13 protein-coding genes and 2 pseudogenes are annotated in these 17474 nt (G+C 54.7%); 4 read left to right on the forward strand and 11 right to left on the reverse strand.

What is annotated here, in order from left to right; genetic code table 11:
* Nucleotides 1–41: 41 nt before the first annotated feature.
* Nucleotides 42–893 carry a helix-turn-helix transcriptional regulator gene (locus PSSD_RS13375; RefSeq protein WP_058972571.1) on the reverse strand — a complete coding sequence of 284 codons (852 nt, stop codon included), beginning with the start codon at nt 891–893 and terminating at the stop codon, nt 42–44.
* Between the two features lie 116 nt (nt 894–1009).
* Here PSSD_RS13375 and PSSD_RS13380 point away from each other — a divergent pair, with 116 nt between their 5' ends.
* The gene (locus tag PSSD_RS13380) at nt 1010–2419 is read left to right on the forward strand and encodes an MFS transporter (RefSeq protein ID WP_039332618.1); all 1410 of its coding nucleotides are present in this window, start codon (nt 1010–1012) and stop codon (nt 2417–2419) included.
* Nucleotides 2420–2633: 214 nt separating this feature from the next.
* A pseudogene (gene bamA, locus PSSD_RS13385) lies at nt 2634–5071 on the forward strand (outer membrane protein assembly factor BamA).
* A gap of 201 nt (nt 5072–5272) precedes the next feature.
* On the opposite strand, the gene PSSD_RS13390 reads toward bamA, so the two are convergent.
* From PSSD_RS13390 to PSSD_RS13410, 5 genes and pseudogenes are all read right to left on the reverse strand, one after another.
* Nucleotides 5273–6358, reverse strand: a complete 1086-nt coding sequence (locus tag PSSD_RS13390; RefSeq protein ID WP_058972572.1) for an ABC transporter ATP-binding protein — start codon at nt 6356–6358, stop codon at nt 5273–5275.
* Between the two features lie 3 nt (nt 6359–6361).
* On the reverse strand, nt 6362–7303 hold the full coding sequence (locus PSSD_RS13395; protein WP_058972605.1) for a carbohydrate kinase family protein: 942 nt from the start codon (nt 7301–7303) through the stop codon (nt 6362–6364).
* 8 nt (nt 7304–7311) lie between these two features.
* Nucleotides 7312–8151 (reverse strand): carbohydrate ABC transporter permease, encoded by an 840-nt coding sequence (locus PSSD_RS13400; protein WP_039332612.1) that lies wholly within the window; start codon nt 8149–8151, stop codon nt 7312–7314.
* Nucleotides 8141–9049, reverse strand: coding sequence for a carbohydrate ABC transporter permease (locus PSSD_RS13405; RefSeq protein WP_039332610.1), 909 nt, complete (start codon nt 9047–9049; stop codon nt 8141–8143). The genes PSSD_RS13400 and PSSD_RS13405 overlap by 11 nt, the downstream gene beginning before the upstream one ends.
* A gap of 9 nt (nt 9050–9058) precedes the next feature.
* Nucleotides 9059–10306: pseudogene (locus PSSD_RS13410) on the reverse strand (extracellular solute-binding protein).
* Between the two features lie 258 nt (nt 10307–10564).
* Here PSSD_RS13410 and PSSD_RS13415 point away from each other — a divergent pair.
* On the forward strand, nt 10565–11734 hold the full coding sequence (locus tag PSSD_RS13415) for an ROK family transcriptional regulator (protein WP_058972573.1): 1170 nt from the start codon (nt 10565–10567) through the stop codon (nt 11732–11734).
* Between the two features lie 153 nt (nt 11735–11887).
* On the opposite strand, the gene PSSD_RS13420 is transcribed toward PSSD_RS13415, so the two are convergent.
* The 3 genes from PSSD_RS13420 to PSSD_RS26600 are packed head-to-tail and all read right to left on the reverse strand — an operon-like array spanning nt 11888 to nt 13238.
* Nucleotides 11888–12595, reverse strand: a complete 708-nt coding sequence (locus PSSD_RS13420) for a GNAT family N-acetyltransferase (protein ID WP_058972574.1) — start codon at nt 12593–12595, stop codon at nt 11888–11890.
* A gap of 60 nt (nt 12596–12655) precedes the next feature.
* Nucleotides 12656–13030, reverse strand: coding sequence for a hypothetical protein (locus tag PSSD_RS13425; RefSeq protein ID WP_058972575.1), 375 nt, complete (start codon nt 13028–13030; stop codon nt 12656–12658).
* Nucleotides 12990–13238 (reverse strand): hypothetical protein, encoded by a 249-nt coding sequence (locus PSSD_RS26600; protein WP_072034423.1) that lies wholly within the window; start codon nt 13236–13238, stop codon nt 12990–12992. Before PSSD_RS26600 ends, PSSD_RS13425 begins: the two co-directional genes overlap by 41 nt.
* Before the next feature lie 547 nt (nt 13239–13785).
* On the opposite strand from PSSD_RS26600, the gene PSSD_RS13430 reads away from it, so the two are divergent.
* Nucleotides 13786–14244 carry an acyltransferase gene (locus tag PSSD_RS13430; RefSeq protein ID WP_058972576.1) on the forward strand — a complete coding sequence of 153 codons (459 nt, stop codon included), beginning with the start codon at nt 13786–13788 and terminating at the stop codon, nt 14242–14244.
* Here the strand turns inward: PSSD_RS13430 and PSSD_RS13435 are convergent.
* Together PSSD_RS13435 and PSSD_RS13440 are read right to left on the reverse strand one after the other, a co-directional pair.
* Nucleotides 14241–16031: an ABC transporter ATP-binding protein gene (locus PSSD_RS13435; RefSeq protein WP_058972577.1), complete on the reverse strand. Its 1791-nt coding sequence runs from the start codon at nt 16029–16031 to the stop codon at nt 14241–14243. The genes PSSD_RS13430 and PSSD_RS13435 overlap by 4 nt on opposite strands.
* Nucleotides 16028–17470, reverse strand: a complete 1443-nt coding sequence (locus tag PSSD_RS13440) for a M81 family metallopeptidase (RefSeq protein ID WP_058972578.1) — start codon at nt 17468–17470, stop codon at nt 16028–16030. Before PSSD_RS13440 ends, PSSD_RS13435 begins: the two co-directional genes overlap by 4 nt.
* Between the last annotated feature and the right edge of the window lie 4 nt (nt 17471–17474).

Raw genomic sequence — 17474 nt, forward strand, 5'->3', positions numbered from 1 at the left:
AGCCCCGGTACGCCCCCAGACGGCGTCACTGCTAGTACCGCCTACCCGATCAACCTCTGCAACGACACCGCACTCTGCTCATCATCAGGCACATACACCAGCAAGCGATCGCCGTTGCGTGATGCTGACCACCAGTTATTCTGGCGCAGCGTCATTTCGCCGACTTCTTCACGATAAAAACGCTTCACGCGGTTCTCAACCTGGCCCAATTCATAGCGCTGCCAGGTTTGAGCAAACTCATCGGAGCTATTCAACAGGCGGGCGAGGAAACTCTCCCAGTGCGGATCGCCCAAATGCTCTCCCATCTGCCCGCGGAACATCGCCACCATCTGCGGCATCACCTCATCCCAGTCGTTCAACGCCTTGCGCCAGCCAGGATGATTAAAGGCCAGCCAGATGCAATTGCGATCCTCCACGGCGATCTCCGCAAGATCGACACCCATCAGTGCACACCATGCCGCGTTGTAGCCGAGAATATCGAAGCGCGGCGTTTCAATAATGGCGGGTAACTGAATGGCATCCAGCATCTGCTGATTGTGCGCCGCAATTTTGCAACAGGCAGCGGCAACGCGCACCGAAGGCAGCGAATGCCCCGCCAGGGAAAACAGATGCTGGGTTTCCACATCATTGCACTGCAACGCGGTGGCAATCGCCGTCAAGGTTTTGGGCGAGGCTTTGATATCGCGCCCTTGCTCCAGCCACGTATACCAGGTCACGCCCACGTCGGCTAACTGCGCCACTTCCTCGCGTCGCAAACCCGGTGTGCGGCGCTGGCGCATATGCGGTAAACCGAGGCGATTGGGGTCGAGGCTTTCACGACGCGTGCGCAAAAAAGTGCCCAACAGTTTGCGGTTATTCTGTTCAGCGGTGACGAACGCAGCAGCGGTGCTCATGAATGGATCTCCAGGCGAGACGGGTAGTATTTATACCATGATAAACAAAGACCGGTACCCGTTTAATTGTTAGGTGATGCTATGCCGTACTGCAACTAAAAACAAGGTTAAAACCGATGCACACATCGCAACTTCAACGAGCGGGACTGGTGGTCCTGCTGGCTGGGCAACTCTTGCCCATGATCGATTTTTCCATTGTTAACGTGGCGTTAGATGCCATGGCGCACACGCTGCGCGCCACCTCCATCGAACTGGCGTTAATTGTCGCAGTGTATGGCATTGCCTTTGCCATCTGCCTGGCGATGGGTGGACGCCTGGGGGACAATTACGGTCGGCGTCGCGTATTCCTGGCAGGAGTATGGATCTTCGGTATTGCATCTTTATTATGCGGCATTGCCAACAGCGTCGGACTGTTAATGTTTGCCCGCGCACTGCAGGGTGTGGGTGCTGCATTTATCGTGCCACAAATACTCGCCACCATGCATGTCACCATGAAGGGTAGGGAGCACGCGCGCGCCATTGGTCTGTATGGCGGCATTGGTGGGCTGGCCTTTATTATCGGGCAAGTACTGGGCGGATTTCTCATCAAAGCGGATATTGGCGGTTACGGCTGGCGCAGCGTCTTCCTGATTAACCTGCCAATTTGCCTGTTTGTGCTGATCACCGCCCGTCGCTTTGTACCCGAAACGCATAACAACCAGCGCGTGCAGGTGGATGTCAGTGGCACCTTGCTGCTAGCAGGGGCGATAGGCTGCCTGATGTTGGCGCTGGCGCTCGGCCCGCTGCTGCACTGGTCCTGGCCGTGCATTCTGCTATTAGTGCTGTTCCCGGTGCTGCTACACCGTTTGCGTCAGAGTTCGTTGCGTCTTGAAGCCAGTGGTGGTGCGCCCCTGTTGCCACCTTCACTGCTGCGTCTGCCGAGTGTGCGCTTCGGTTTAACCCTGGCGGTGCTGTTCTTCTCCTGCTGGAGCGGCTTTATGTTTGCGGTGGCGCTGACGCTGCAATCAGGCATCGGCCTGAGCGCGTTCCAGTCCGGTAACGCCTTTATCGCTTTGGGGGCGGCCTATTTTATCGGTTCAATGCGTTCAACGCGTATCGTCGAGCGTTTTGGCAAACGCGCCACGCTGCTGACGGGTTGCGGCATTCAGATGATCGGCCTGCTGGCTCTGATCGCCACTTTCCAGCTTGCCTGGCCGAACGTTGGCGTGTTCACGCTGATCCCAGCCACCATCCTGATTGGCTTTGGTCAGTCATTTATCGTCAGCACTTTCTATCGTATTGGCATGAGTGGCGTACCGCATCATCAAGCTGGCGCGGGGAGTGCCGTGTTATCCACGGTGCAGCAGTCGGCACTGGGGTTAGGCCCGATGTTGCTGGGTGGCGTGTTCACGCAAATTAATCTGCACGGTAACCATTTGGCGGCCATCTCGGGCACCTTGGGTGTCGAGCTATTAATGATGGTCTTGCTGGTGGTTGTCACTGGTTTTAACCGTCGGACTTTCCAGCCTGTCACAGCAGAAGGGTAATTCTTCTGGTGAGATTTAAGCAGGAGCATTTCAGCTTATTGTAAGGTAAGCGAAAATCCGTAAGTCGCGCTGAATTTACCTTTGGCTCAGTGGTCTTTTTTCCGGAACATATCGCCGCAACTAACGGGCTGAACCGCGTGTTCAGCCCGTTTTTATGTGGTGCGGAAGAAAGGCGTTTGAATCAGGCACAGGAAAAACGGCAGGCTCATAGCAGATGAAAAAGATGTTAACCGGGTTACTTTTCATGGTAACCACCACTGCCTTTGGTGCAGATGATTTCACCCTCAAAGACATACACTTTGATGGCTTACAGCGCGTTGCCCCGGGTGCGGCGATGCTGAGTATGCCGGTGCGTGTGGGCGATCGCGTCAGTGATGATGATATTCGCAGCACCATCCGCGCGCTGTTCGCCACCGGCAACTTTGAAGACGTTCAGGTCCTGCGCGACGGCGATGTCCTGCTGATCAAAGTGCGAGAGCGTCCGGCGATTGCCAGCATTTCGTTCTCGGGCAATAAAGCCATCAAAGACGATCAGTTGAAGCAAAATCTGGACGCTTCAGGCGTGCGCGTGGGTGAAGCGCTGGACCGCACGACATTATCGGATATCGAAAAAGGACTGGAAGATTTCTACTACAGCGTCGGTAAATACACCGCGAGCGTAAAAGCGGTGGTGACGCCATTGCCACGTAACCGTGTCGATCTGAAGTTCATCTTTACCGAAGGCGTCTCCGCTAAAATCCAACAGATCAATATCGTTGGCAATCATGCGTTCTCATCCGACGAACTGATCTCACATTTTCAGCTGCGCGATGATGTGCCGTGGTGGAATTTGGTCGCCGACCAAAAATACCAGAAACAGAAACTGGCGGGCGATTTAGAAACGCTGCGCAGTTATTATCTCGATCGCGGATATGCCCGCTTTAATCTTGATTCGACGCAGGTGAGTTTAACGCCAGATAAAAAAGTATTTATCTGACGGTGAATATTCATGAAGGCGATGTTTATCATATCTCCGACGTTATTTTAACCGGTGATATGGCAGGCCATTCGGCGGAAATTGAGAAACTTGCGCATTTACCGGCCGGTTCATTATACAGCGGTGCCAAAATTACCGAGAACGAAGGGGCGATTAAAACCCTGCTCGGACGTTACGGTTATGCCTTCCCGCAGGTCAGCACCCAGCCGGAAATTAACGATGCTGATAAAACGGTGAAGCTGCATCTCAACGTGGATGCGGGACGTCGCTTCTATGTGCGCCAGGTGAAGTTCTCCGGTAATGACACCTCGAAAGACTCCGTGCTGCGCCGTGAGATGCGTCAGATGGAAGGGGCGTGGCTGGCGAGCGATCAGGTGGATCAGGGTAAGGCGCGACTCAATCGTACCGGCTATTTTGAATCCGTGGATGTGGACACCCAACGTGTGCCGGGCAGCCCAGATCAGGTTGATGTTGTGTATAAAGTGAAGGAGCGCAACACCGGCACCTTCAACGTCGGGCTGGGCTACGGCACCGACAGCGGCATCAGTTATCAGCTTGGCGTGAGCCAGGATAACTGGATGGGCACCGGTAACACGGTTGGCTTCAGCGGCACCAAAAACGATTACCAGACCTATGTGGAGATCTCCGCCACCGATCCGTATTTCACCGTGGATGGCGTCAGCCTCGGCGGCAAGCTGTTCTATAACGACTACAGCGCGGAAGATAACGACCTGTCTGAGTACAAGCTGAAAAGTCTTGGCGCCAGCAGTACCTTAAGCTTCCCGATCAGCGAAAACAGCAACCTCAGCACCGGGCTGGACTACAGCTATAACCGCGTCAGTAATATGGCACCGCAGGTGGCGATGTGGCGTTATCTCGGCTCACAAGGCATTCATCCGAAAGTCATTGAGACGGATAACGATGATGACGATGACTACGCCACCAGCAGCGAGAAGTTCACCGCCAACGACTTCTTCTGGAATGTGGGTTGGGGCTATAACTCACTGGACCGTGGTTTCTTCCCGACATCAGGCGTGAGTGCTGGGTTTAACACTAAAGTCACGATTCCGGGTTCCACCAACAGCTATTACAAAACGACGCTGAATGCCAACGCCTATGTGCCGATCAGCAAAGACCATCGCTGGGTGTTAATGGGGCGTGCCAAGGCGGGTTATGCTGACGGTTTTGGCGGGAAAGAAGTGCCGTTTTACGACAACTTCTATGCGGGTGGCTCCAGCTCGGTGCGTGGCTTCTCGTCCAACACCATTGGTCCTAAAGCGGCGTACTATAGCTGCACTGGCAGCGAGAGCAGTTACGGCGGCTGTGCGGTGAACAAGTCGGACGATGCGGTGGGCGGCAACGCCATGGCGGTGTTAAGTACCGAACTGATTGTGCCGACGCCGTTTGTTAGCGACCGTTACGCCGATTCGTTACGCACCTCGTTCTTCGTTGACGCCGGTACAGTGTGGGACACCAAATGGCAAAATACTGCCGCAACGGAAGCCGCAGGCGTGCCGGATTACGGTGATGCCACGAATATTCGTGTTTCCAGCGGTCTGGCATTGCAATGGCAATCACCACTTGGGCCTTTAGTATTCTCTTACGCCTTACCGCTGAAGAAATATGATGGCGATAAGTCGGAACAGTTCCAGTTTAATATCGGTAAGACCTGGTGATTTTTATTATTTTGTTAACGTGCGAAGTAAGTTTTACGCTTTCTTTAAACCGCAATGACAGAATAAAATAGCCGGATCGGTAAAATAATCAGGGTACGGTGCTTAAGGAATGAGTGCCTGCCACCATCGTTGTTATGCATCAAATTAAATATCTTTTTCGCCACCCAATTGGGTGGCTTTTTTATATTTTTAAAATGGCTATCAGGCGATCTCAGGTAATCGCAAGCCGGTTTCTGCATCAAACAAGTGCATCTTTTCGGCTCTTAACCCAATACGAATCTGATCGCCACTCACTGCCGCATGGCGTCCGGCGATTTGCATATGCAGCGCATGTCCGTGCCACTCCAGGTGAAGCAGTGTCGATTCCCCTGTGATTTCAACCACTTTAACCGTGGCCAGCGCGCTGGTTTCGGCCTCAATCAGGTCGTGGGGACGCACGCCGAGCGTCACGTGAGCACCCTCGCGTTCACGTCCCGCTGCTTGCCAACGGGCAGGTAGCGGTTGCCACAAGTCCTGGCACTGCACGCCGCACACGCCATCACGCGTGATCAATTGGGCTGGTAACAGGTTCATTGGCGGGGAACCGATAAAGCGGGCGACGAAAGTGTCTGCCGGTCGATCGTATATCGCCAGAGGCGCACCCTGTTGCACAATACGGCCCTCGCGCATCACCACAATCTGATCGGCCAACGTCATCGCCTCCACCTGATCGTGGGTGACATACACCATGGTGGTTTTGAAACGCTGGTGCAGGGATTTAATCTCCGCACGAAGTTCCATACGCAACTGTGCATCAAGGTTCGAGAGCGGTTCATCGAACAGGAAAACCTGTGGATTGCGCACCATTGCACGGCCCATGGCAACGCGTTGTCGTTGACCGCCGGACAGGGCGCGAGGATAGCGCTGCAGCAGCTTATCAATGCCGAGAATCCCGGCGATGCGCTCGATTTTGCTCTGCTGCTCTTCGCGCTTCACTTTCTTGACCTGCATATGGAAGGCGAGGTTTTCCGCCACGGTAAGATGCGGATAGAGCGCATAGCTTTGAAACACCATGGCGATATCGCGGTCGGCGGGATCGCGATCGTTGATCTGGACTTTATCCATCAGGATCGCGCCATCCGACAGGCTCTCAAGCCCTGCCAGCAGGCGTAACAGGGTGGATTTACCACAGCCGGACGGGCCGACCAGCACGGTGAAACTGCCGTCGGGAATAGTGAGGTCGAGCGGATGCAAAACCGATTGTTTTCCGTAGCGCTTGGCCACTTTTACGAGTTCAACACTGGCCATGATTTAGCGCTCCTGTGCGGAAAGTTGCAGTTGATGCCAGTCGGGATAGCGACGCGGCAAGGTACTGATTGCCAGTGAAGCCACCGCGATGCCCCATTGCAAAGCGGTAGTGATGTCTTGCTGATGCAGTAGCGCGGTGAGAAATCCGGCATTAAAGCTGTCGCCCGCGCCGATGGTGTCCACCACCGTCACCGGACGTGCCAACTGGCTGATCTGCTGATCCGCTTGCCAGCAGCCCGCGCCTTGTGCGCCGCATTTCACCACGCAGCCACCCCGTCCGCTGAGTTGTTGCGCTAGCTGTTGAGCGCAGTTAGCAAGATCGTCCAGACCCACTAAGCCTAAGGTTTCGACCTCATTCAGCAGCAACCAGTCACACAGCGGTAGCCAGCGGGCACACTGCTCGCGCACGGTTTCCGTCCAGCCTTGCGGCGGCCAGCCGGTATCGACAGCCGTCAGGTAGCCGCGCTGCTGCAACTCACTCAGCAACTGTGGATACTCGTCATACAGATGCAGGCATAAGAAGGTGCCGCACAGCAGCACGATATCGCCTTCCGTCGCACGCAGTGGCAGCTGGTCCAGCACATCGGCTGCGGTGAGTCGCACAATATGACCGAGGTTACTGAGAAACGAGCGCTCATGATCCGAGTGCGTGACGCCCACGGTGAGTGACGTTTCACAGCGATAGCGTTTCCAGTGTGCAGCGCTATGCGGAAAGTGACTCGCCAGCCAAGCGCTCAAGCCGTCATCACCCTGGTTGGCTACCGCGCGATGGCGTACCTGCATCGCCTCCAGCGCCAGTGCGCAGTTACCGGCCGATCCGCCCGGACGCAGTTCGCTGTGATTAAGCATCACTTCGGTGCCGCGCTGTGGCCAGCTGTCGAGCGTACCCATAATCAAATCGACATTAATATTGCCCACCACATAAAGGGTGGCGGTGGAGTCCATGTTCGCGATCATCCTTTGCTCCCGCCACTGGCCAGGCCGCTGACCAGGGTTTTCTGCAGCCAGATAGCAATAAATAAGGGGGGCACAGAGGCCAGAATACCGACAGCGGCGATCAATCCATCATCGGTGGCACGGCCAGCCGTAAAGCCTGCAATGGTCACCGGCAGGGTTTGCGCGGCGATATTGCTGGTGAACAGCAAGGCATAGAAGAACTCGTCCCACGCTAGCAGCCAGCCAAAAAGCGCTGCAGCACCCAGCACTGGTTTTGCCAGCGGCAGCGTAATGCGTAACAGCACTTGCCAGACGCGCAACCCATCTAACCTTGCCGCTTGCTCGATATCCTGCGGTAAGGTGTCGAACTGGTTTTTCAGCATCCAGGTGAGGAACGGCAGGATCAGCGAGCAGTACACGATGATCAAACCCGGGCGGGTGTTAAGCAGATCAAACTGCTGCAGCAAGAAATAGAGTGGCAGCACAAAAGCCACCGGCGGCACCATGTAAATGGCGAGTGAGGCGAACAGCCAACCATCACGACCGCGATAGCGAGAGAAGCTGAATGCGGCCGGGATAGCCAGCAGCAAGCATATGATCGTTGCGCCAGTTGCCACCAGCAGACTGTTGCCCATGGCGTGCAGAAACAGCGCGCCGGGTTGACCCGGTTCAAGCGACATTAGTCTGCCATAACGGCTGAAATCCCACTGACGCGGCAGCCACTCCAGCGGTACACGCGTCAGATCGCTGGTGGCGCTGACGCTCATTAAGAACAGCCAACCCATCGGTGCCAGTACGGAAATCGCTACCAGCAGCGCGGCAGCGTACTTCGCGGTGCTGCGCAATTTAGCCTTCATACGCGCTCCCTTTGCGGCGCTGACGCCACAGTAACAACATATACAGCGTGATCAGCACGGCACACAGCAACGTCATCAACATGGCGTAAGCCGCACCGCTGCCCGCGCGCAGATAGCTGAACGACTCCTGATACACGTAAAAACTCAGGGTTTTAGTGCTGTCCACCGGGCCGCCACGCGTCATCACATAGATGATGTCGAAAATCTTGAAGGCATCGATGGTGCGCAACACCAGTGCGACGCTGAGGGGACCGACAATCGCCGGTAAGGTGATGGCGCGAAAACGCCGCCATGCCGAGGCACCATCCAGACGTGCCGCTTCAAACAGGTCCTCCGGAATGGATTGCAACGCCGCCAGCACCAGCAGGGTAACCAGAGGATAGTTCTTCCAGATATCGGCAAACATCACGGCATTGAGTGCCGAATCAGGCGAGCCGAGCCAACTGCGATAGCCATCAATGATGCCAAGCTGGGTTAGCAGGGCGTTGATGCTGCCGTAATCGGGGTTGAAATTGAGACGCCACATCATGGCGTTAACAATGGTGGGCAGCGCCCATGGCAGGATCACCAGCACGCGCAGGACATTGCGGCCAGCAAATTTCTGGTTCAGTAGCAGCGCCACCAGCACGCCGATCACCCCTTCAAACGCCACCGACACCACGGTGAAGTAGAGCGTGCGCCACAGCGAGCTTTGGAAATCGGGATCGGTAAGGGCGAACAGATAGTTCTCCACGCCCACCCAGCCGGGGGCTTCACCGCTGCCGATTAAGGCGGCATCAGTGAAGCTGAGCCAGATGGTGCGCAGCAGCGGCCAGGCGGTGAGCAACAGCATCACCAGTAACATGGGTGCTAACAGCACCCATGCCTGCCGTTGTTCGCGTTGACGCAAACTCAGCATGCTGACCCCTTAACGCAGACGCGCCGCGCTTTTATCCACCGTCTGCATGGCGGCGTCCGGCGTGGCGCTGCCCACCAGTACCTGTTGCAACTGCTGCTGCAAGGTATTGGAGAGACGGGAATAATCGGCGGTTTCAGGACGCGACAACATCACGTTCAGCGATTTGTCAGCGGCGGCGATCAGGCTTTACTGATTTTTCAGTACCGCAGGATCCTGATAGGAGCTTTTCCAGATAGGCAGGCTCAAGGTGGCGTATTTGTTCTGCACCGGCTGAGAAGTCATGTAGCTGATGTACTGCCAGGCCTGATCAGGATGGGTACTGCCTTTAGCAATACCCAGGCCCATCGACCCGTTGACCGCACCAAATTTACCCGGCGCATCACCTGGAGCAGGGACAATACCGACCTGACCGGCCACTTTGCTCTGTTTTGGATCGTTAGCCATGTTGTACATGTAGGTCCAGTTCAGCGCGAAGGCCGCATCGCCGTTGGAGAACGCCTTACGCACATCCTCTTCCAGATATTCACGCGAAGCCGGGTTAGTCAGACCCTCATCCAGCGAACTTTTCATCAGCTTAACCGCCTGCAACGAGGCTGGACTGGAGAAGTCGAGTTTGCCGTTGTTGTAGAACTTGCCACCGAAGCCAGAGACCAGCGTGGTGTAGTCACACACCAGGGCTTCAGCCTGCGACCAACTCCAGACCAGTGGATATCTAACGATATTTTTCTGCTTGATGATGCGCGAGTCGTCGATCACCTGCTGCCAGGTTTGCGGCGGGGTGGTGATACCGGCTTTCTCCAGCATGGCTTTGTTGTAGTAGAGATATTTGGTATCGAGGATCCACGGCATGCCCAGAGTTTTACCGTTGAACACCACGGTGTTCATGGCACCGGGGAAGATCTGTGCTTTTTCATCCGCCGCGATGCGGCTGCTGACGTCTTGCAGCAGGTCGAACTTGGTGAATTCCGCTGGCCAGATGGCATCAAACAGCACCACATCGTAGCCATTACCGCCTGCGCCACGCGCCGCCACAATCTTGTCATGCAGCGCTTCGTAAGGCACAAACTCCAGATTCACCTGTACGTCCGGATGGGCTTTCTGGAACTCCTGCGTCATGGCGCGGATATCATTTTCGCTGTACGCCGCCTGAGTCATGAACAACGCATTAAGCGTGGTCGCTGCTGCTGCGTGACCGGCACTGGCGAGTAAAACCGCGATGGCACAGCCTTTCAATGTGGTCGAGAACCGGGTTTTCATAACATTTTCCGCCTTGATGCAAGAAGAGGGTGTTTAATTAAATCAATTTGATTGATTTAATTACGCGCACAGGTTGTCAGATTGCTGCGGCTGACATCGGTAAGCTTAAGCAAGTGACGTGCCAGGGCATAAATCGTGTTGCCGCTGCACACTACTTTGCACAGATTTTTGCCGCTGTCAGGTAAACAGGTTGTAAAATGTGCCGACGATCATAGATATTGATGCGCGGTCAGTCGCGGGTGAGGAGAGGGAAGCAGCATGAAAACATCGGGAACCAATCTGGAGCATGCACGCGCGCACAATCGACGCGTGATCATCGAAGCGATCCGCCTGCACGGCGAACTGACGCGGGCTGAGCTGGCCCGCCTGACGGCGCTCACCCCGCAAACCGTGTCGAATATCGTCGCTGAACTGGAAGAGGCGGAACTGCTCTCTAGCCGTCAACCGCGCAAGCAGGGGCGCGGACAACCTGCGATTCCCGTCACGCTGAATCCTGCCAGTGCCTTCTCCATCGGTATTCATCTGGATCACCAAACGCTGTTGATTGTGCTGGTGGATCTCACCGGTGAAATTCACTTCCGCCGCCTTATGCTGGTGCAAAAGCCCCAACCCGATGCCACTTTAGCGCGCATTGCGGAAGTGCTGACCGAGATGAAAACCCAGTTGGGTGCCCGCTGGCAGAAAGTGCTGGGCATTGGCGTGGTGATGCCGGGCCCGTTTGGCGTAGAGGGCATCTCTTCGGTTGGGCCGACCACGCTGCACGGTTGGGAACAGGTGGATATTGAAGCGCGGCTGGGCGAACTGAGTCATTTGCCAGTGACGCTGGAGAACGATGCCACCGTCGCGGCGATCGGCGAGCGCTTTCATGGCGTGGCGCGTCAACTGAATTCCTTTATCTATCTCTACATTGGTACCGGCTTGGGCGCGGGTATTCTGATGGATGGTCATGTTTACAGTGGTCATGCACATAACGCCGGTGAAATTGGTCACGTGGTGGTGGAACCGGGTGGACGCGAATGTTATTGCGGCAATCAGGGTTGTCTGGAGCGCTATGTCTCTTTACAGGCCGCCTATGAGTTTTGTGGTCTGGACCCGATGACCGCACTGCCGGAAGATTTACTGCAGGTCGATGCGGCGCTGTTCGATCGCTGGATCGATACCATGCTGACGCCACTGCGTCAGGCCATCAATATGCTGGAGTGCATTTTTGATGCGGAGAGCGTGATCATCGGCGGCATGATGCCAGCGGCACTGCTGGATAAGATCATTCAACGCTTGCCTCCGCTTTATCAGTCGGTGCGCGGGCGCTATTTGACCGGCTCACGCTTGAAAACCGGCATGACCGGCAGTGATACCGCAGCACTTGGCGCAGCGGCGCTGCCGATCTTTGACGAGTTTAACCCGCAGTTTCAGGTGTTGATGAAGTAGTTGAAGACGGGCGGCCAACAGCTGCGTCCTACGATGATCGTGCGTGGTTTATGATTGTCATAAATGGCGACCCTACGATGATTGTGTGCGGTATTGGCTGCCGCAGATGGTGCGCGATAGGGTGACGTTTTGCTGTTTTCGTAGGGTGCGCATTTATGCGCACTTGCCCAAAAATGCACGCAACTTACTCTGTTCGCGCCCGTTGTCATCGATGTTTGCAGGCGACAACCATGCTTTTAATGCGCGCTCAACCTGCGGCCATTCACTGTCTATCATCGAAAGCCAATCGGTATCGCGATTGCGCTGTTTGCGTGTCATGGCCTGACGAAAACGCCCTTCAAAGGTAAAGCCAAGACGCTCTGCTGCGCGACGAGAGGCAAGGTTGGTGGAATCACAGCGCCATGCCACGCGACGATAGCCCATTTGAAACGCCTGCTGAAGCAGCAGAAAGATCGCCTCACTGCCCAGCACATTGCGCTGCATCAGGGGTGACCAGGTGACATGCCCAATCTCAATCGCACCATTTTGTCCGTCAATATTGGCGAAACACACGGCACCCACCGCCTGCTGGCTGCGATGATCGATCACCACATAGCTGACCAATCCGCTGTCATGGCATTTGCCGCTAATCCACGCTTGCATCTCAGCCAGTGACGTCGGCTTAGTCGCACCCAACCACGTCCAGTCACGATCGTCTGGTGCCAGGGAAAAAGCGCTAAACAGGGCGGGGGTATGGGAGATATGAAGCGGTGCAAGAGTACAGAATCGCCCTTTCAGCGTCTCGGCGGGCGGAACGTCCACTGGCTGCCAGCCCGGCAGGGCAAATCCCACTGGCTGACCGTATTGATTCAGTTGCGTCATCGTCTCTCCTTGGCGTGGTTATTGAAGGGTAGGATCAGAGATAAGCATATGATGTATTAATCAGTTTATAACCAGAAAATTGTCGGGCGATTTAAAATCTTTTTTACGCATGACAGTAATGACATTTTGTACAACCCATAATTTCCCTAATTGGCGGTCATGAGTGATAGCGCAGGGGAAATGCAAGTGTGTTTTATTGCATTTTAATACAAAGCGTGTTCCTTCCTCGTAATCTAAAATAGTAGTGAGATGGCGCTCAATGAATGATTGAAAAACTTTATTCAGTTCATTCAAGGTAATCGGTGGATTATTTCTCGGGTCATTTAAGCGTTCAAATGCGGCATGGAAAGTAAAATGAATTCTGGCGCAGTCCTCAGCGAGGATGTCATTGATATCAGCTTGTAAATCGAGAAGTTGTTGTTCCGTGATGATCATAATGCTGTGCAGCAACCTCGCTCAGTTTCCTGTTGAGCTCTTCATTTGATAATGCATGAACAGTGGCGATGTGGGTGCTAAAACTTAACGTTCCCATTCTGACATCGAACTCTTCATTATCAAATGAATCGACAAAGACAGCGTTACCGCTTTCGGCATCAAAAAACGAGGCGTAATTCTGTTCTATTTGCATGTCAAATTTAAACATACAGACTCCCTATCAAAAAAATGCTCTTCGATTATAGATGACGGAAATTGCACCTTCTATTGAAATTTAACGGCAAGCCAATAAAAAATCTGCAGTCATCTTATCACCCGCTGAAGAATGCGCAATAGTAAACGAGTGGATTTATAAAAATATTATCATTTTAAATCAATGCATTACATCATCTCGTAATAGGGTTTGAAGGCTCTAACATGAAATGGTGCAAGTCGCTTTTTCTGACTTTCAGGAGGTTAGCCGTGACTCGTAACCGCTTCATTGCATTGTAAGAGAAAGCGATGGCTAATTTTTAAAATCGTGTAACCTTTACAAGATGTTGCGCCGAAATTAGCGAACTTATATAACAGGTTTATGAGGTGATTACTCTATTAATCAATAGATTGCCGTACCCGTAGCGGCGAAATTTATTGCGCGTTGAGTATAGGCAATACGGTTTTAAAATCGCGCGCAATAAGGCTTCAAATACGCGCGATAATGGTGGATGGATATTGTAGGGGGCGCATTGATGCGCATCGGGTAGACAGGAGCAAGAATGCAGGCGAATTTACGCGAAGCAGCAGTCAAAAACGTTGAAATGGGCAGTAACGTGACCATCTACCAGCCCAGCAATATCTATGGCTGTACTCTGCATGATGACGTGTTTATCGGTCCGTTTGTTGAAATCCAGGCACATACCGTGATTGGCCGTGGTAGCAAGGTGCAATCACACACGTTTGTCTGTGAGTATGTCACGGTCGGGGAAAACTGCTTTATCGGCCACGGTGTGATGTTCGCCAACGACATGTTTCGCGACGGCAAACCCAATGCTGACAGCGCAAGTTGGGGGCGCATCCGTATAGGAAATGACGTGTCGATTGGCAGTGGCGCGACCATCCTGGCCGTGACCATCTGCGACGGCGCGGTGATCGGGGCTGGTAGTGTGGTGACCAAAGATATTACCCAGAAAGGCGTTTACGCCGGAAACCCGGCGCGGCTGTTACGCCTGCTCTAACTCTCCATCACCCAATGGCCCGCGCTCACCTCACGATACCGTCGCGCTTCGGGCACAAATCCCAGCGGACGCACCGGGCTTTTCAGTTCACTGACGTCGAGATGGCGTTTGAGATGGCGGCGTGAGGGATCGGGCAAAGGCACCGATGACAGCAACTTGCGCGTGTAGTCATGCTGTGGATTTTCAAAGATGGCGGCGCGCGGGCCAATCTCGACGATCTCACCTAATAGCATGACCGCCACGCGATGGCTAATGCGTTCAACCACCGCCATATCGTGCGAAATAAACAGATACGACAGACCCAGACTGCTTTGCAGGTCGAGCAACAGATTGATGATCTGCGCTTTGACCGTGACATCCAAGGCAGAGACGGACTCATCGGCGATGATCATTTTAGGATCGAGCATCAAAGCCCGCGCGATACAGATACGCTGGCGCTGACCGCCGGAAAATTCATGGGGGTAGCGTTTCATCATCGCAGTCGATAAACCCACGCGTTCCATCAACTCAGCGGCCTTTTGCTGTGCGGCCTGTTTGCTGCCGAGTTGGTGCTGGAGGTACGGCTCAGTCAGCGCCTCTAGCACCGACATACGCGGATTAAGGCTGGCAAACGGATCCTGAAAAATCATCTGCATGGCACAGCGCAGTTGGCGCAGTTCCTGATGCGATAAATTCAGCACGTCATAACCGTCGAAAGCGACTTCACCCGCATCGGCTTTCACCAGACGGGTGAGGGATCGCCCCGTGGTGGATTTGCCACAGCCGGACTCACCCACCAGAGATAAGGTTTCGCCGGGCATCAAATCAAAGGAGATGTTTTCCACCGCGTGCACCGCGCCGGTTTTGCGGCTGAACAGCCCTTCATGGATGCTGAAACGGGTACTGAGATTTTTGACCGACAGCAACGGTTGCGAGGTGTCGGGGCGTGCGGGCTGTGGCGCGCTATTATCGCCTTTTAACACAAATTTCTGTGGACCCGCGATGCCACGCATTGCGCCGAGCTGCGGCACAGTGGCGATTAACGTACGCGTATAGTCCGCAGCGGGGGCGGAGAAAATATCCGCTGTGCTGCCGGTTTCCATCACATCGCCCTGGTACATCACCAGGGTGCGATCGGCCACTTCCGCCACCACACCCATATCATGAGTGATAAACAGCACGGCGGTGCCTTCTTCCTCTTGCAGTGTTTTAATCAGGTCAAGAATCTGCCCTTGAATGGTGACATCCAGCGCGGTAGTGGGTTCATCGGCAATCAGCAGTTTTGGCCTTAATGCCAGCGCCATAGCAATCATCACACGCTGGCGCATTCCGCCCGAAAAATGATGTGGATAATCGTCAAAGCGTTTGGCCGCATTGGGAATGCGCACCTTTTCCAGCAGGCGGATGGTCTCTTCACGCGCCGCGCGTTTACTGATATTGCGATGGTTAATCAGCGCTTCGGCAATTTGATTACCGATAGTGAAAGAGGGATTGAGGCTGGTCATCGGCTCCTGAAAAATCATCGCCACCGCGTTGCCGCGAATGTCCCGCATCGCTTTTTCACTCAGACTCAACAGGTCAACGCCGTTCAGCATTACTCTGCCGGTCACGCGTGCGTGGCGCATATTCAGCAGGCGCATGATCGCCATTGAGGTGACGCTTTTGCCTGAGCCTGATTCTCCGACAATCGCCAGCGTCTCACCGGCGTTAATGGTCAGCGAAACGTTCCTGACCACCTCGCGCCAGCGATCGTCGTGACGAAAGGCAACGGTGAGGTTTTCTACCTGCAATACCGGTTGCTGACTCATTTTGCCGCCACAAAGCGAGCCGAGCGGGTGCTGACTGGCAGGAAGTCGAAGTCGGTATCAAACGGGTAGGCGGGTTGCAGTTTACGTTTGCGCTCCAGGCGTTCCACGTACTGATCTACCACCCCTTCTGACAGTGCCATCAGATTAGGATTGGCCAGCGGGGCTAACTCGGGTGACAGATAACCCGATTTCACCACCACAATTTTGGCCTGAGCGGGATGCAGACCCAGCAGTTCAAAATCAGCAATGTTGTGATAAGGACGACGACGATCGGCCACCACGACCGTGATATCGCCGGTTTTCAGCAGCGCCTGTTTCGCCAGTGAGCGGGGATCGTCACTCAACAACAACACTTCAAATTCCGCACTGACTTTACCGCCAGCGGGATCGAGAGTCGCGCCCACCGTCAGGTGCTGTTTTGCCCCGACACCGGCAGCAAAAGCCGCTTCGGTAGCCGGTTTATCAGTGATGCCTGCGACGATCACGCCTTGTGCACCCTGGCGAATCAACTCCGCCAGCATATTAGCGCGATCGCCCACGCCGCCTCCGGTTGGGTTATCGCCCGAATCAGCGAGGATCACGGGCGCAGTTTCACTGGCTATCGCCATGGCGACGCACGCTTCCGTGCTGCCTGTCACACAACCGAAGCAGAATTCATCACGCGCTTGCCAGTAAGCCAGTGCCAGCTTTGCTGCCTGCTCCGAGAGCACATCGGCGTCGGTGCCGGTCATGATCGCGGCAGCCGTGGCGCGAGGCTCATCGGCCCAGACATATCCGACCATCAGTGACGCATCCCAGATGTGTTCCAGGTCGTTGATGTCCGGCAAGCGCGCATACAGACTTTTTGCCGGCTCGTCTTCGGTACTGGTACGTTCACCCGGCAGCACCACCGGAATGGGTGCCCATACCACGCCCGGTTTGACGCCGGTTTGCAGGCTTTTCACCAGCATCGATACCGAACGGCGCATGGTCTCTTCCACATCGATGTGCGGGGCGGTGCGATAGGTGGAGAACATGTCGATGGCATCGATGATGCGCTGCGTGACGTTACCGTGCAGATCATAGCTCACGGTAATAGGGCAATCCGGCCCCACCAGTTCACGCGTGGCGCTGATCCAGTCACCTTCGGCATCTTCCATGCCTTCGACATACACCGCACCGTGCATGGCGAGATACACACCGTCAACCGGCAGATGCGCTTGCAGGCGGGTGAGGAAATCCTGTTTGAAATCGTCGTAGGTAACGCGGGCAACGGGACCACCGGCGATGGCGCGCGCATGAAAGGTCGGCAGAAACTCCGCTTCGTAATCCTGCAAAAAGGCAAAGTACGGATTGGTCAGCAGATCCTGACCGCGCACGATACGGAAGTCGTCGGCATAGTTCAGCACCGGGTTATAGGTACTGCACTCCGTGTGAATGCCACCAAAAGCAATGCGCATACAG

Source organism: Type-D symbiont of Plautia stali (assembly GCF_001485335.1).
In the GTDB taxonomy this organism is placed as follows: domain Bacteria; phylum Pseudomonadota; class Gammaproteobacteria; order Enterobacterales; family Enterobacteriaceae; genus Pantoea; species Pantoea vagans_C.

Bases quoted from the DNA above. Each gene is read 5' to 3' on its own strand.
- PSSD_RS13375 (WP_058972571.1), bottom strand. From the start codon at position 893: ATGAGCACCGCTGCTGCGTTCGTCACCGCTGAACAGAATAACCGCAAA.
- PSSD_RS13395 (WP_058972605.1), bottom strand. From the start codon at position 7,303: ATGGACTCCACCGCCACCCTTTATGTGGTGGGCAATATTAATGTCGAT.
- PSSD_RS13400 (WP_039332612.1), bottom strand. From the start codon at position 8,151: ATGAAGGCTAAATTGCGCAGCACCGCGAAGTACGCTGCCGCGCTGCTG.
- PSSD_RS13440 (WP_058972578.1), bottom strand. From the start codon at position 17,470: ATGCGCATTGCTTTTGGTGGCATTCACACGGAGTGCAGTACCTATAAC.
- PSSD_RS13415 (WP_058972573.1), top strand. From the start codon at position 10,565: ATGAAAACATCGGGAACCAATCTGGAGCATGCACGCGCGCACAATCGA.
- PSSD_RS13380 (WP_039332618.1), top strand. From the start codon at position 1,010: ATGCACACATCGCAACTTCAACGAGCGGGACTGGTGGTCCTGCTGGCT.
- PSSD_RS13390 (WP_058972572.1), bottom strand. From the start codon at position 6,358: ATGGCCAGTGTTGAACTCGTAAAAGTGGCCAAGCGCTACGGAAAACAA.
- PSSD_RS13425 (WP_058972575.1), bottom strand. From the start codon at position 13,030: ATGATCATCACGGAACAACAACTTCTCGATTTACAAGCTGATATCAAT.
- PSSD_RS13420 (WP_058972574.1), bottom strand. From the start codon at position 12,595: ATGACGCAACTGAATCAATACGGTCAGCCAGTGGGATTTGCCCTGCCG.
- PSSD_RS13430 (WP_058972576.1), top strand. From the start codon at position 13,786: ATGCAGGCGAATTTACGCGAAGCAGCAGTCAAAAACGTTGAAATGGGC.
- PSSD_RS26600 (WP_072034423.1), bottom strand. From the start codon at position 13,238: ATGTTTAAATTTGACATGCAAATAGAACAGAATTACGCCTCGTTTTTT.
- PSSD_RS13405 (WP_039332610.1), bottom strand. From the start codon at position 9,049: ATGCTGAGTTTGCGTCAACGCGAACAACGGCAGGCATGGGTGCTGTTA.
- PSSD_RS13435 (WP_058972577.1), bottom strand. From the start codon at position 16,031: ATGAGTCAGCAACCGGTATTGCAGGTAGAAAACCTCACCGTTGCCTTT.